The 14,439-nt window shown below is 51.1% G+C and carries 15 protein-coding genes; 8 read left to right on the top strand and 7 right to left on the bottom strand.

Going from position 1 to position 14,439, the window contains the following annotated elements; translation table 11 throughout:
- Nucleotides 1–4: 4 nt before the first annotated feature.
- The 3 genes from METMA_RS0113930 to cysM are packed head-to-tail and all read right to left on the bottom strand — an operon-like array spanning nucleotide 5 to nucleotide 3,564.
- Nucleotides 5–592 carry a YdbL family protein gene (locus METMA_RS0113930; RefSeq protein ID WP_027147335.1) on the bottom strand — a complete coding sequence of 196 codons (588 nt, stop codon included), beginning with the start codon at nucleotides 590–592 and terminating at the stop codon, nucleotides 5–7.
- A 13-nt stretch (nucleotides 593–605) separates the two neighbouring features.
- The gene (locus METMA_RS0113925; protein WP_020159704.1) at nucleotides 606–2,615 is read right to left on the bottom strand and encodes a hypothetical protein; all 2,010 of its coding nucleotides are present in this window, start codon (nucleotides 2,613–2,615) and stop codon (nucleotides 606–608) included.
- 58 nt (nucleotides 2,616–2,673) lie between these two features.
- A complete protein-coding gene (gene cysM, locus METMA_RS0113920; RefSeq protein ID WP_027147333.1) occupies nucleotides 2,674–3,564 on the bottom strand; it encodes a cysteine synthase CysM in 891 nt (296 codons plus the stop codon).
- Nucleotides 3,565–3,703: 139 nt separating this feature from the next.
- On the opposite strand from cysM, the gene hemF reads away from it, so the two are divergent.
- Nucleotides 3,704–4,621, top strand: coding sequence for an oxygen-dependent coproporphyrinogen oxidase (hemF, locus tag METMA_RS0113915; protein ID WP_020159702.1), 918 nt, complete (start codon nucleotides 3,704–3,706; stop codon nucleotides 4,619–4,621).
- A gap of 84 nt (nucleotides 4,622–4,705) precedes the next feature.
- On the opposite strand, the gene METMA_RS0113910 is transcribed toward hemF, so the two are convergent.
- Nucleotides 4,706–5,212: a cytochrome P460 family protein gene (locus METMA_RS0113910; RefSeq protein ID WP_020159701.1), complete on the bottom strand. Its 507-nt coding sequence runs from the start codon at nucleotides 5,210–5,212 to the stop codon at nucleotides 4,706–4,708.
- A 529-nt stretch (nucleotides 5,213–5,741) separates the two neighbouring features.
- Here METMA_RS0113910 and METMA_RS0113905 point away from each other — a divergent pair.
- Nucleotides 5,742–7,883, top strand: a complete 2,142-nt coding sequence (locus METMA_RS0113905; RefSeq protein ID WP_020159700.1) for a M12 family metallo-peptidase — start codon at nucleotides 5,742–5,744, stop codon at nucleotides 7,881–7,883.
- A 334-nt stretch (nucleotides 7,884–8,217) separates the two neighbouring features.
- Here the strand turns inward: METMA_RS0113905 and METMA_RS0113900 are convergent, their stop codons facing one another.
- From METMA_RS0113900 to METMA_RS0113890, 3 genes are all read right to left on the bottom strand, one after another.
- Complete coding sequence (locus METMA_RS0113900; protein ID WP_020159699.1) at nucleotides 8,218–8,928, bottom strand: PEP-CTERM sorting domain-containing protein; 711 nt, start codon at nucleotides 8,926–8,928, stop codon at nucleotides 8,218–8,220.
- Nucleotides 8,929–9,695: 767 nt separating this feature from the next.
- Nucleotides 9,696–10,136: an Hsp20/alpha crystallin family protein gene (locus METMA_RS0113895; RefSeq protein WP_027147332.1), complete on the bottom strand. Its 441-nt coding sequence runs from the start codon at nucleotides 10,134–10,136 to the stop codon at nucleotides 9,696–9,698.
- A gap of 257 nt (nucleotides 10,137–10,393) precedes the next feature.
- Nucleotides 10,394–11,365 (bottom strand): integron integrase, encoded by a 972-nt coding sequence (locus METMA_RS0113890; protein ID WP_027147331.1) that lies wholly within the window; start codon nucleotides 11,363–11,365, stop codon nucleotides 10,394–10,396.
- A 145-nt stretch (nucleotides 11,366–11,510) separates the two neighbouring features.
- Here METMA_RS0113890 and METMA_RS0113885 point away from each other — a divergent pair, with 145 nt between their 5' ends.
- From METMA_RS0113885 to METMA_RS0113865, 6 genes are all read left to right on the top strand, one after another.
- Entirely contained in the window at nucleotides 11,511–11,981 is a 471-nt protein-coding gene (locus METMA_RS0113885) for a hypothetical protein (RefSeq protein ID WP_020159695.1), read from the top strand.
- Nucleotides 11,981–12,145, top strand: a complete 165-nt coding sequence (locus METMA_RS27525; protein WP_020159694.1) for a hypothetical protein — start codon at nucleotides 11,981–11,983, stop codon at nucleotides 12,143–12,145. The genes METMA_RS0113885 and METMA_RS27525 overlap by 1 nt, the downstream gene beginning before the upstream one ends.
- Before the next feature lie 117 nt (nucleotides 12,146–12,262).
- The gene (locus METMA_RS0113875) at nucleotides 12,263–12,871 is read left to right on the top strand and encodes a hypothetical protein (RefSeq protein WP_005372857.1); all 609 of its coding nucleotides are present in this window, start codon (nucleotides 12,263–12,265) and stop codon (nucleotides 12,869–12,871) included.
- 143 nt (nucleotides 12,872–13,014) lie between these two features.
- A complete protein-coding gene (locus METMA_RS26515) occupies nucleotides 13,015–13,425 on the top strand; it encodes a GFA family protein (RefSeq protein ID WP_084254133.1) in 411 nt (136 codons plus the stop codon).
- A gap of 128 nt (nucleotides 13,426–13,553) precedes the next feature.
- Nucleotides 13,554–13,934 (top strand): hypothetical protein, encoded by a 381-nt coding sequence (locus METMA_RS0113870; RefSeq protein ID WP_020159693.1) that lies wholly within the window; start codon nucleotides 13,554–13,556, stop codon nucleotides 13,932–13,934.
- A gap of 90 nt (nucleotides 13,935–14,024) precedes the next feature.
- Nucleotides 14,025–14,321 (top strand): hypothetical protein, encoded by a 297-nt coding sequence (locus tag METMA_RS0113865; protein WP_020159692.1) that lies wholly within the window; start codon nucleotides 14,025–14,027, stop codon nucleotides 14,319–14,321.
- The last annotated feature ends 118 nt before the right edge of the window (nucleotides 14,322–14,439 follow it).

The following is a 14,439-nucleotide window of genomic DNA, read 5'->3' as shown; positions in this document are numbered from 1 at the left end:
CTGATTACTTCTGCTTCCAACTTCCGTTAGATGATTGATACCACCAACCCGGCTGGGCATGACTGACCCAACGGGCGGCAAAGGTTGATTTGATTTGAGCGGCCCATTCGGGATGGCCGTTGGCGTTGGCAATAGCCTGATAAAGACGCTGACGGTCGGCATTTTCGGCCGCGACCAGTTTGTTGACTTTGTTTCTGTCCTGCAAGGGTACGGCACCGGCATTTCTGACCGCCAACAGGCCGTCCGCCTGTATGCCGATAAAACCCGCATTATAAAAGGGCTTTAACGAGGAAAAGCGGCTTTCCATAGACGCTCGCACCTGCCTGATTTCCGGGCTGTTGATCGATAAATCAGCCCCCTGGGCCTGTGCCGGCGAAATCACCACATTGATAACGCTGTCCAGCGACCTGAAAACGGCGACCTGCCAGGCGGACAGGCTGGCCTCGGGCTCGGTTGCGTCTGGCGCGCCCTCTTCCTGAATGCCCCTGATGATTTCATCGGCGGCCTTTTCCGCTGCCGCGGCAGGGAAATAAATATTGATCGTTACACAAGCGGTCAACATCAACGCGCCCAATACTATTATTTTTTTCATGATTTGCTCCCAATTATTCAATGCGTACTTCATCGGTGGTTGAAATACGTGCCAACCGCTCTATCAATACGTTCCAGTCAACCTGGGGATTATAGCCGATCACGTCGATCCGCGGCAGGCCGCCGCCTTTAATAAGGTAATATCCTTGCGGCGCGGCCTCGACCCCCATCATCTGACAGACCCCGTCATGCAGATAACAGCCCAGGCCGATTTTGTCGTAACTGAATGTTTCGAAAAAACGCAGAAAACTTCTGGACAGCACATCGGCCGCGCCGCCGCCACCGATACTGGCGATATTCCTGACCGCTTTCTGGCTGATTCTATGCCGGGATTTGTCGTCGTCGGGCGTGCCGAACCAGGCGTAAAAACTGACCGGCTGCCAGTTTTCCATATATAACTGCCGGACATAGCCCGACAAACGCCCGGTGATGCCGCCGAACTCAAACCGCCGCGTCAACTGATCCAAATCCAGGTTGTCGACTTCCAGTTCCGCATGAAACCTCGGAAAATCGGTAAACAGTCCCGACGATGCCAGATTCGTGACCTTGACCTCCCCGTCAAACACCTTGATGTTCAGCTCGCCCCCCAGGCTCAAGGTTTTATCGCGGTAGTCGACGCCAGGAATACGGCCGCTGATGGTGCCGGACAGCGGCGTCCAGTTCAGCGCGCTGGACAATTGCTCCAGCGATACCTGATAGACATCACCTTCGAAGTAAACTTCGGGCGTATCCTGTTGTTTGGCCTGCCACTTAAATTCATTGACGGCGATAATGCCGTCCAGAAAAGGCAGCTTGGTCTTTTCCAGCAGAGTGATGGTTCCCGCCCGGGCCAGAAAGGCAAGCCGGGCCGGACCGACAGGCAAAGCCCGCACCTGCAGGCGCTGCCAGACCAGCTCGGAGGGTTGATCAAAGGCTTCGTTACCGGACCAGTTGATAATGCCGGCGCCGCCCTGAAGCGCCAGACGCCCCGCTTCATCGTGCACATCCAGATCGCTAAAACCGGCGGTCAGGCTGGCCAATGCCTGTTGTTCGATGTTCAAATCGGCTGTCAGCCGCCCCGACAGCGACACGCCTTCCAATGCCGTCGCCTCGAACAGGGACTGGAGGTAAACCGCCGACAGCCCCGCCAGATCCTGGCTGGCCAGCGTTAAACGGGCCTTTTCGACGACGATGTCATGGTCATAGCGAATAACCGCGCTGCCCTGTAATTCCACCGCGCCCGGATGGTGATAGTCGGCCGATTTGATCGCGATCCGGCGGGTCTTGCCATTCCAGTCACCCTCCGTATCCAGCACGATCGCCTGCGCGCCTGCCGTCAGAAACAGCGGTTCGGCGTATATCGCCCCGCCGCCGACTTCCGTATGATTTTGCCAGCGCCATACCCCGTCGTCGCGACGGGCTTCCAGCCTGGTCGACAGCGTCAAGCCTTCGGCGGCAAAGCGCGCATCGACGCTCTGCCCCGAGAAATCCTTCACCTCGACGGCGGCATCGACGGCGTGCACGGTATCGTGCGAACCCGTTACGTTGAGCCATAAACTGACGCGGCCGTCCTGCAGTTCCACGGGCGGCAGCCGGATCATAGCCCGCAGCAGTTTGACATCGGCCCTGCGGGCCCGGATTTTCAGCCGCCATTGCAGGCCGATTTCCTCGCCCTCGACGGTAAACCGGCCGCCCGCCCAATGCAAATTGGCCAGCTTGAACGTGCTGTGATTCTCCTTGATGTGAAAGGATAAATCGGCTGACGGCGATTGCCACTGCCGCGAACGGATCTCGGCGCGTCCCTGCTCGCAGTCCATGGCCTCGTTTTGCCAGGTGAAAGACGTGCAGCGGATATTGACCAGGCTCAGGTCATCGAAAGGCTTGGGCAGGCTCAGTTTGTCAATAGTCAGGGCCAGTTGCTGCGGACTTTTGCCCAGGTCCGTCAAGGCGATGTGAATGCCCTGCAATTGCCAGTCTCTGGCCTTAAGGGCGCCGATATTGACCGAAACGGCATCCAGTGCATTGGCGATCGGCGTCGCTAACATCCATATAATCGCCAGGAGGATCCTCATCAACAGTGCATAGGCGCTTGGCCATCCCGGCTCAGCCCGGAAAGACACCGGTCGATAAGTAACGGTCGCCCCGATCGCAGATAATCACCACAATCACGGCATTTTCGACTTCGGCCGACAGTCTCAATGCCGCGGATACGGCGCCGCCCGATGAAATGCCGGCAAAAATACCCTCCTCGGCCGCCAGCGCGCGCGTGGTGTTCTCAGCCGAGACCTGATCGACATCGATAATACGATCGACACGCTCGGCCTGATAAATTTTCGGCAGGTATTCCTTGGGCCAGCGCCGGATGCCGGGAATTTTGGACTCGCCTTCCGGCTGCACGCCGATGATCCTGATCGCCTCGTTCTGCTCCTTCAGGTATTTGGCCGTGCCCATGATCGTGCCGGTCGTGCCCATGGAGCTGACGAAATGCGTGATTTTACCGTGCGTGTCGCGCCAGATTTCGGGGCCGGTGCCTTCATAATGCGCGCGCGGATTGTCGGGATTGGCAAACTGGTCGAGGATCTTGCCCTTGCCGGCCGCCTCCATTTCCCGGGCCAGGTCGATCGCGGCCTCCATGCTGCCGGCCGCCGGCGTCAGGATAATCTCGGCGCCGTAGGCTTTCATCGATGCCCGGCGTTCCTCGCTCATATTGTCCGGCATGATCAAGGTCATCTTATAGCCCTTGATGGCCGCGGCCATCGCCAGGGCAATGCCGGTATTGCCGCTGGTCGCCTCGATCAGCCGGTCGCCGGGCTTGATTTCGCCCCGCGCCTCGGCATGCTTGATCATGCTGACCGCCGGCCGGTCTTTCACCGATCCGGCCGGGTTGTTGCCTTCCAGTTTCGCCAGAATGGTATTACTGGTGGCACCGGGTAAGCGCTGGAGTCTGACTAACGGCGTATTGCCGACAAAGGATTCAATCGTTGGAAAAGTCATGGCGGTATTATTCAGGTAAAAGAGGATGAGCCAATTATCCCACAAAAAGAGACCGCACAGATTCCGTTTTTATTTGCCGATTCCCTACAAAAACTGATAGATTTTCCGCCTGTTTTAATTATCTATTTCTTATAGGCCTATGAATACCGACGATATCGCCCGCGTAAAATCCTATCTGCTTGGCTTGCAGGATCATATCTGCACCGCCCTGGAAGGCGAGGAGCCCGAAGCCCGGTTCATTGAAGATAATTGGGAACGGCCGGAAGGAGGCGGCGGCAGAACGCGCGTGCTCGCGAACGGCCGGGTATTCGAACAGGGCGGCGTGAATTTTTCCCATGTATCGGGCTTTAATCTGCCGCCTTCGGCCACGGCCAAACGTCCCGAACTGGCCGATCGCGAGTTTCAGGCCATGGGCGTGTCGCTGGTAATCCATCCCAATAACCCGTATGTACCAACTTCGCACGCCAATGTGCGCTTTTTTATCGCCGAAAAACCGGGTGAGCCGACGATCTGGTGGTTTGGCGGCGGCTTTGATCTGACGCCGTTTTATCCGTTCGAGGAAGACGTCCTGCACTGGCACCGGACGGCGCGTGCCGCCTGCCAGCCTTTCGGCGACCAGGTCTACCCGGCCTACAAGAAATGGTGCGACGACTATTTTTTCCTCAAGCACCGCAATGAAACGCGCGGCGTCGGCGGACTGTTTTTCGACGATTTGAATGACTGGGGTTTTGAACGCTGCTTTGCTTTTATGCAAAGCGTCGGTGATCACTATGTCAAGGCCTATCTGCCCATCGTGCAGAAACGCAAGGACACGCCTTTCGACGACCGGGAGCGCGATTTTCAATTGTACCGTCGGGGCCGTTATGTCGAGTTCAACCTGGTCTATGACAGAGGCACCCTGTTCGGCCTGCAATCGGGCGGCCGGACCGAATCAATTCTGATGTCCATGCCGCCAGTCTCCCACTGGCGCTATAACTGGCAACCGGAGCCCGGCACTCCCGAGGCGCGCCTTTACGAACGCTATCTGAAACCGCAGGACTGGCTGGCCGGCGACTAATACCCAAAGGATGTGGTGCGGGAAGTGTCTGATCTTCCCGCAATAAAGCTGCCAGGAATCAACCCCGGCTTTTTAAGATTACGCTTATTGCAACGCGGAGAAGGTATAAACGTAATCGTTGTCCTTCATGGGCGTATGGCAGGCAAAACATTCCTTGGCCTTGGCTTCTTCGTGCATGACCAGCTTGCCTTCTTGCCAATGCGCAAAGCCCCAGCCGCCGGTAGCGGCATATTTCTTACTGTCCTTGATCATGGCTTCAGCGCCGGCAAATCCACCGGGAACGATCGCCTGCGGCCAATTGGGATGCGCGCGCTCTTTCCATACCACCTTGGCTAAAACCGAGCCATCCGGCCAGGGCTTGTTTTCACCCTTACGCGCGGCCTCTATGGCGGTGTCGTTGCCCAGGATGGCGCGCAGGGTTTCTTTCTCGGTCCGGTGGGAAACCGACAGCAAGCGCCAGTCCTGATAGTCGCCGTGCACCGGCTTGGCGGCCTCTGGCGCGGACTTGGCGTCCCCCATCGCTGTTGCCGACAACGTCAGTAAAACAGCGGCAAAAGAGACTTTCAGCTTAAGATTCTGTGTTTTTTTCATCTTTCCTCCATTTCGGGATTTGCTTTTAAACTTGCAGCATTATTGTTGCTTTTCTTGAATCCGCGTCAAAAGGCCACCCCTTCAACACAAGCTCGAACTGCAGTGTTATATCAGAAAACAGTCGGCTTACATACCGTTTCATCAACAAGCCGAATGCCTGCTTGCGGATCCGGCCTCATTGCCATTGGCCTAATTGATCAGATGGCATGTATCTGAATATCAAAACGGTCTCAACACCGTGTCCTATATGATATTTAACACTAAATACCCTTCTTAATTATTTGATATTAAATCAGGGAATATATATTCTTAAATATTTCTTAAGAAAATTCAGATACCCTTTGGTTTTTCCCTGCCACGCTTGTTCAACGGATTGTTGAAAAAATGAGATTTACATCACGGTTTATTCGGTTTCCAACACCCAAAAATGTTATTCGCATCTCATTTTTCCACGCCTTTTACTCCCATACTTTCTGAGATGTTTATTACTTTTAACTTGTAATGTAAATCCCAAACGGAACCTCCTGTCATGAAGCTCAAAAATACTTTCGCCCTGTCACTGCTTGCCTCATCAATAATTTCATTAACGCCCGCCGGCGCTGCCGGCCGGGGCCCCGCTCCCGATCTGTTTGACAATTTCGGCATGCCGCAAGCCAAGGACAAAACATTACCAGCAAAAGCCGTCAAGGGCAGAAACCGCGCCGTTGCCGTCCATACCGATCTGCTGGAGATGGATACGCTGACACTTAATCTTTTTGATGATGTTGTGGTAACCGCTGTACGCGACCGGCTGATAGACAAGGTTAAAGGCAGCAGTACCTGGATCGGCCATGTTGACGGCGAACCTGAAAGCGAAGTCTTTCTGACCATTCGCGGTCAAAGCATGTCCGGCACCGTTCAGATCGGCGAAGAGATCTATGAGATAGAACCCAAGGGCAACAACCGGCACGACATCATTCAAGTGGACCCCAGTAAAAATCCCAGAAACAACGAGGACACAATTACCGTAGACCTGCCAACCGCCAGCGATCAGACCGCCGGCCCGTTGGCAACCGACGAGCCCGTCACCAGCGCCGCCGGCACCGGCACAATCATTGACCTGATGGTGGTTTATACGCCGAAAGCAAAAAACAATGCATCGGGACAAACGGGTATTGAAGCCAAAATAGCCAACGCGGTAGCAAAAGCCAATCAGGCCTACATCAACAGTAAGGTTGATATGCAGCTCAATGTCGTTTATATGGGCGAAGTCAGCTATAACGAGACCGGCAACATGACCACCAGTCTGACCGACCTGCGTGGCACCAATGACGGCAAAATGGATGCGGTTCATAACCTACGCAACCAATACGGCGCCGACCAGGTGTTATTGGTTACCGCCGATACCAACTATTGCGGCATTGCTTATGTGATGAGCAATCCAAGCACCTCGTTTGCACCTTACGCATTCGGCGTCGTGCATGATGACTCCACCTATGCCTGCCTTTCCGATAACACGCTCGCCCATGAACTCGGGCATAACCAGGGCGATCAGCATGACAAAGCCAATTCGTCCAGTGCCGGCGCCTACGATTATTCTTACGGCTACCGGCTATGCCAAACGGGCGGATTCCGAACGGTTATGTCCTATAGCTGCAGCGGCGGCGCCCGGGTCAGTTATTTCTCCAATCCGAACGTGTCGCTGACGACCGGCCAGACAACAGGCACCGCGACAGAAAACAACGCGCTATCGATGAACAACACCAAAGCCATCGTCGCCGCATTCAGGTCGACCATTGATTCAACAACCCCTAATGCGCCCAGTAACCTAGCCGCTTCAGCGCTTTCCGCCAGCGAAATCGCTTTAACATGGTCCGACAACTCCAGTGATGAAACCGGCTTCAGACTGGAAAGATCCGCCGATGGCAGCAACTGGGCTGAATTTGCAGTCACCGCCGGCAACACAACCGGGTTTACCGATTCGAGCCTTGTGACATCGACCACTTACCAATACCGTATTCGCGCCTATAACAGCAACGGCAATTCAAGCTATTCCAATATCGGCAGCGCCACCACCAATGCCCAGGTTGCCTCTACCTGCACCAGCAACACGCCCGCACTGACCATGGGGCCGAACGCTCTATACAGCAAGCCGGGGGCGACGATAAAATTTGATATTTCCCTGACCAATCAGGATACATCGGCCTGCGGCATCAGCACTTTCACCTTGACAGGCAATGACAACACGGCATTAGGCTCATACGCACTGAGCCCGGCGAGTTCGACTTCCACGTCCTGGTCCAGCCCGGCGCCAAGCACCGACGGGACTTATACAAAATCGGTAACCGCATCGGCAACAGGCCATGCCAGCGCGACCCGGTCGGCGACAGTCACTGTCGATGGAACAGCGCCGACCGCACCGGGAAACCTGACGGCTGTCAGCAAAAAAAATCAGGTGAACCTTTCCTGGACGGCATCGACCGACTCAGGTTCAGGCATCGCTCATTACATTATCAAACGCAACAACTCCCCCGTGGCAACCACGACCGGCACCAGTTATACCGACAAGTTAAGCGGTCGTTCCAAGGGCTCTTTTACTTATACCGTGGAAGCCGTTGACAAGGTTGGCAACATAGCCGGAAGCAGCACGTCAGTGGCAGTAGGCGATGCCGCCCCTGGAAAAGGAAAATAATTTTCTTCGGAGATTACGCAGACTATTTGCTCATTCGCCAAATGCGTTTTAGCAGCTGCTTAGGATTTGGTCGTCAATAATGTCCTTGTTTAAGCATAAGATGTACCGACGACAGGAGGCGCATCGTTCGCGAGCGATGCGCCTCACTGCGCCGCCTGCTGTTGGCCAGCGCACCCTCTGCGGGATTCCAGTTTCAGGAAGTAATCTTTAGCCAAATTCTTAAAAGAAAAAAGGGCGTTTCGGCGCCCTTTTTTACGCATGAAACATTGCGGTTTTACTGAAGTTCGTCTTGATAATAATCTATTTTACTTTCATAAAATCAGCTTTTTTAAACTTAATGGCCCGATTTTCGCCTGCGGGAAAAACCAGCCAAGCCCAACAGTCCCAGACCTAGCAACCAAAGGGCTGCCGGTTCCGGTACACTCCCATCCGGCAACGGCTCGGCGCCGGTGGAGATATATTCGCCCAATACAAAGCCGCTATCACTTGTCACATCGTCAGTTGTTTGAAGCGACTGCACGTGAGCCCCCATCTGCCCCGAACCCAAAACAGTATCGGAACTCTGCGAGAAATCCGCCAGTAAAAAATCATTGGCATCCCAATCCCGGTTCAGTATGGCATCAAATATTAAAGGAATGGCGTTAGTGACATCCTCGGCATTCGGCGGACCGGCCGGATCGAGTGCTTGAAATTGAAAGTTGGGGGTAAAATTCCCTCCGCCTCGAACTGTCGCGGGACTGGTAACAGCCCAATCGGCTGGGCTAAAGCTGACAAAATCAATATCCGAGGCTGATATGCCGCCGTCTAAATTAAAATAAAATTCATCCAGTCTTATATCGGGATGATCCGGAGAATTGATATCAACAGCCCAGTTGGACAAATTACCGTCAACATTGATATTGACATCGACCAGCAAGTTATCCGGATTATCAATACGTGGATCGCCCGTTAACTGCCCGGACACAATAAATGCCGCCTGCGCCGTCACCGAGAAAACAGCCAGGCTTATAATCCCGGCAATCGCCCCTTTCGTTAAATGTTTCATCTTTTTACTCTCCGAAATAAGAAGAAGGCAGGTTTCGTTTGTACCCGACTTTACCCGCCTCCTCCTTTATCTAAATAAACCGTCACAATTTAATTAATTCCGGTTTATTTTTTCTATCCCTGCTTCGTTTGACCCTCATCGCTCGCCGGATAGAAACGTGACATTCATCGAAAATCAAGGCATGCAACATACCAACTCAATTAATGCTTAAGAAATCAATGAATTAAATTATTAGGCAGCTGAAGTACCACGGGGACTGGTCAACGATTGTGTAAAATGCTTCGACAGCTCATATTCAGCAGTAACGGAACAGCACGTGCCATACCGACATCATATAATTTTTTATAAAACAATAGGTTAATCATAAATTACCCTAGCGTTCCACGCCCTGGTTAATAAATATGTAAAGCCTTCCGACAGCTCATCGGCCAGCGTTATAACCGTATTTGCCAGCTGAATTTCCGCTGCCAGCCCCGTATGACGGGACTTGGAGCTGCTCCAGGGCTGGATGCCATGCGCCAGTACTGCGTTATTGCGTTTGAAAAAGCTGTAAAAAATACCGGCAGTTCATTCGTCCGGACTGGAAAAGCCATAGTGAGTGATGAGCAGCCGTTACCCCATCCAGAGCAGTCTTTCCAGGCATAAGAACAAGGCAAAATTGATGAAGAGTATTGAAATGGCTTCGAGCGGGACCGTAAAAACTCCTGACAATTGATCGATAATTTTTTTAACGGCAAAAAAAACGGAGCCCTAAGGCTCCGTTGTTATTAATCTTCCGAGGCAACATTAATCTTTTTCGGTTGCACCGCTTCACGCTTTGGGATGACGATTTCCAGCACGCCATGCCTTGATTTGGCGCTGATACCGTCAGCATTGGCGGTATCGGGCAAGCTGAAACGCCGGTAAAACGAGCCGTAAGTCCGCTCGACGCGCTTATAGTTTTCCCGTTCGGTTTTGGCTTCGGTTTTCTTTTCGCCTCTGATGGTCAATACGCCTTCTTCCATGCTCAGATCGATATCCTCCGGCTTTACGCCCGGCAAGTCGGCCTGCAGGACATACTTATCGTTTTCTTCCTTGATATCGACCGCGGGCGCCCATTCGGCCGTCGCGATCGAGCCTTCGCCGCCGGCAGCGCCTTCATACGCCCGTTCCAGCTCTTTCTGCAATTGATTCAGTAAACCCCATGGTTCATAACGAGTAATAGCCATAATCATCTCCGGATAGAGTTAAATTTACCAAGAACACGTTGAAAACCGTTTCAGTCCGGCATTCACTGACGATATAAGGGGAACTGGCGATTTTTCAAGCCACAAAAAGCTGAAATTTTTAATCCGGGAGAATCGAGAACTTGCCATGCTGTTAACAGCCAGGCATGGATGTCGGGATGTCGAATATGGGGTGGGCTGTGAACATATGTAAACGGTAAGAGCAAAGGACAGAAAGCCTGTCGAGAAAGCTCAATCCCCTACATATCCAAAGGACTCCTCACCCCACGCCCGCCTTTGTTCAAGACATGGGTATAAATCATCGTCGTCTGTACATCCTTGTGCCCAAGCAGTTCCTGCACCGTGCGAATATCATAGCCGGAATCGAGTAAATGCGTCGCAAACGAATGGCGCAGCGTATGCGGCGTGGCCGGCTTTGCTATACCGCTGGCCTGCACCGCCTTTTTCATCGCCCGCTGCAACAGTTTTTCATCAATATGATGCCGTCGCTCGACACCGCTGCGCGGATCAAGTGAGTAGCTGCCGGAAGGAAAAATATATTGCCAGGCCCATTCAGTCGAGGCATTGGGATATTTGCGCTCCAGCGCATCCGGCAAATAAACCGATGCCTTGCGCAGCCGGGTATCATCATCGAACAAGGCTCGGCGCTGTTGCAAATGCGCTTGCAGAGAAGCCTTCAACGACTCCGGCAACATCGTCACCCGATCCTTGGCGCCCTTGCCGTCACGGATCAAAATCTCGCCGCGTTCAAAATCCACGTCCTTCACCCGCAGGCGCACGCACTCCATCAAGCGCATGCCCGTACCGTACAGGAGATTGGCCATCAAACCATGGATGCCGCTCATCCGCACCAGCACAGCCCTCACCTCGGTACGCGTCAGCACATTCGGCAAACGTTGCGGCTGCTTGGCGCGCACGACATCATTCAGCCACGGCAAATCGATTAACAGCACCTCTTTATACAAAAACAGCAAAGCGGATAAGGCCTGATTTTGTGTTGAAGCCGATACTTTTCCTTCCACCGCCAGATGTGTTAAAAAAGCCTCCACCTCGGCCATTCCCATCTCTTGAGGGTGGCGTTTATCGTGATACAGAATAAAACGCTTGATCCACTGCACATATTGCTTTTCGGTACGAATGCTATAGTGCTTGACGCGGATACGCTCGCGGACTTGATCAAGGAGTTTTGGAGGTGGGTTTTTAGTCTGCATAAAAGGTTGATATCAATAAGTGGTTACTATAATATCGGGCCTAACGGATTACAAGAGTGGCATTATACACCTGCGATTTCAATTTTATATACACCTGAGAAGGTGTCTACTTAATAGTTAGGCTAAATAAACCAAGGAGATAAACATGAGTCAGTGCTATAAATCAGGCGATTTTAAAAAGTACTTTGATGAAAATATGCAAGAATTAGGATTGCCTGTTCCTTCAACATTGTTTGATACCTATCAAACAGCCGTGTCAACGGCTACTACCCTTGTGGGTACTTTGGCGACTTTGGGCAAAGGAGCTACTATGGGGGAGTTAATTAGTGCAACTGTTGGTCTAGAAAAATTAGCGGTCGCCGCTTCCATTGGCGCTGCTGGCTATACAGGCGCTGTAATAGGAAGTATCGCTGTTGCAAGTGGTCGCTCATTAGGGTGCGGCTCCCGCATATCTGACTCTGACTTATTTGTCTTCACACACCAGAATAATCTGCGATTCGATGGGCTCGCTGCCTTTTACACACATAATCCTCAAATATTAGACAAAAATCACCCATTTAGAAACAGCTTCGGCAATCGCGCTAAAAGCTCACCCTCTAGTTTTGAGTACGCGTAATGTTAAAAAACATTTTATTTTTAATAGCTTGCGTGGTGCTCGCGGCATTAGCATGGGGAACTTTTCAGATTTTTGGTCAATATACCTTTCTCATAATGCTGGTAATCACTATCGCTGCTCTTTTGGTTAAGTCTGGCAAGCCTAAGTTTGGCGGCAAAAAATAGCCTAACGATGCCGTCAACTCGGACGCATTTTTCGTTCGCCACGCTCACTACAAATGCGCCGGTTACGGCCGGCGTTAGGCCTCACTCGTTGACCGAGGTAAATAGGATAAATACAGAATGTTTGAAATAGATCATCTTATGATTGAAGTCGGAGACCCTTTGAAAGTTGCTAATAATGTAGCGGAACGGCTAGGTTTGCCTTTTGCATGGCCTTTAATGAAAAAAGATGAGTACACCAGCATTGGTGTGAATTTTGGTGATATCAATATCGAATTCATAAATTTTAGAGTCAGATTTGGAATTGAAGGTACGGCATTCAGAGGTTTCAGTGGTATTGCATTTAAGGCCGCGGATTCTCTAGAAGAGTCCATAAAGAGACTGAACGCTTCTGAAATAAGTTATCGGATCGGAGAGGAATGCCAAGCCCACACAACTCTTCCTATCGAAGAACACCAGGTGTTTCCCACGGTTTTTCTTGTTAAATATCACTTTGATACTAGCGGCTGGATTGAACGTCTTAAAAATGAATTTGCCGAGTGTTCTGGTGGAAAATTTCATATCGGACGTTTTAAATCCCTCTCCATTAAACAAAGAACTCCAGCCAATTTGACAGATGAGTTTCAGATTAACGTCGGTGATAAGAACCAAATTTTCTTTGAATCGCGCACTGGTGAAAATGCTGTTATTTCTGATTTGATTGACAATTTGGAGATAGTAATTGCCTAACACAACGGTCAAAGGGACGCGCCGTCCGTTGGCGGTTTTGAAGGCTTCCTTTTTATCGGGTTCAATGGCTTCGTTTAGCTTCCTTCAGCGGCGCGCCCCTTACCTTTACGTTATGCGCAAGATATAAAAGTGGGAATTAATAAATGAAAAGAGTGGCTAAGTGTTCATGTGGAAATTTGACAATTGAGCTAGAGGGCGACCCTAAGATGGTTGTAGCATGCAATTGTTTAAAATGTCAGAAAAGAACAGGATCTGTGTTTGGGGTTAGTGCGTACTTTAACGAAGATCAAGTATCGACTGTCTCAGGTGAGAAAAAGGTATTTTCTGATATAAGCGATGAAAATAGAAAAATAAAGAGAAACTTCTGTCCATCTTGCGGTTCAACAGTGTATTGGAGCGCGGAGTTTATGCCGAGTAGTGTAGGTGTAGCAGTAGGTTGCTTTGAAAATCCCAAATTTCCTGAGCCAGTTGCATCGGCATGGAATGAATCAAAGCACTCATGGGTGCGCTTCCCAAATAATTGGCGTATGTCAGATACGCAAAAGTTTGGCTAAAAGCGCATAACAATTAGCTCCAGCTGACCATTTGCCGCGGTATTTTTTTGCGGGTCGCTTCGCTATTATCCCGCAAAAAAATCCCGCGTCAAATGGCAGCTGAGCATGGCGTTAGCACTCAATAAGCGATGTTTGAAATTCCAATCAAAGATAAGAGCGAGTTGTTGGCTCTACATAAAGTATTAATGGCAGCAAAGTTTCACCCTGAGCCAAACCTTCCCGAGTGCCAAGGAAATCCGCTTGTAGCGAGCATTGCGGATAGAGTATGTGAAACGCTTATTGAAATAGAAAGGTCCGCAGGTAACAAAAAAGCTGTTGCGGAGTGGGAACGGTGGCGTACCGCAGATATGGAAAGATTGGAATCTAAGCTACTGTTAAAGCGCATTTCAGCATCCAATTGGTGGTCTTCTGCGGATGAAAACAGTCGCCGTACATTTATTAATGCTTTCATGGCGCCGTTAAAGTTAAATGACAAAGATATTCAGTATATTATCGAAGCCAAGTGCTAACCCAACGCTCAACCGGAGCGCGGAAAGCGATGCGGTTTTCCTTCAAACTTCGGTGCTCCGCGCCCGGTTAGCTTTGCGTTAGGCATAGGAATGATCGAATTCATTATTTTTATAATTGCCTTGTTTTTGATCCCCATAATATGTGCTGCACTACTACTGTGGATTTTTAAGAAACTTTGGTGCCGTGTAACTATCGTTACGGTCGGAGGGCTTTTTGGCGGGGTCGGTGGGTATTTCGCTCCTCCTGAAACCGGTTATATCAGTATTACGGATACTGAAATCATGTTAACTTTGGATCAAGTTCACGTGTTCAATGGAGTAGCAGTTGGTCTTACGCTGACAACAGCACTAGCATTTATCCTGGTTTGGCGAAAAGAATATGCCTAACGAGCGTATCAACTTGACCCCAAAAAGCTACTCTCCTATCGTCGCTCCACTTTTTGGGGCAAGTTATACTCGGCGTTAGGCAAAAACCTATTCGAACAATGACCGCTTTTTGACTTCT

Source organism: Methylobacter marinus A45 (genome assembly GCF_000383855.1).
Taxonomy (GTDB): domain Bacteria; phylum Pseudomonadota; class Gammaproteobacteria; order Methylococcales; family Methylomonadaceae; genus Methylobacter; species Methylobacter marinus.
This window is presented reverse-complemented; position numbering and strand designations above follow the sequence as displayed.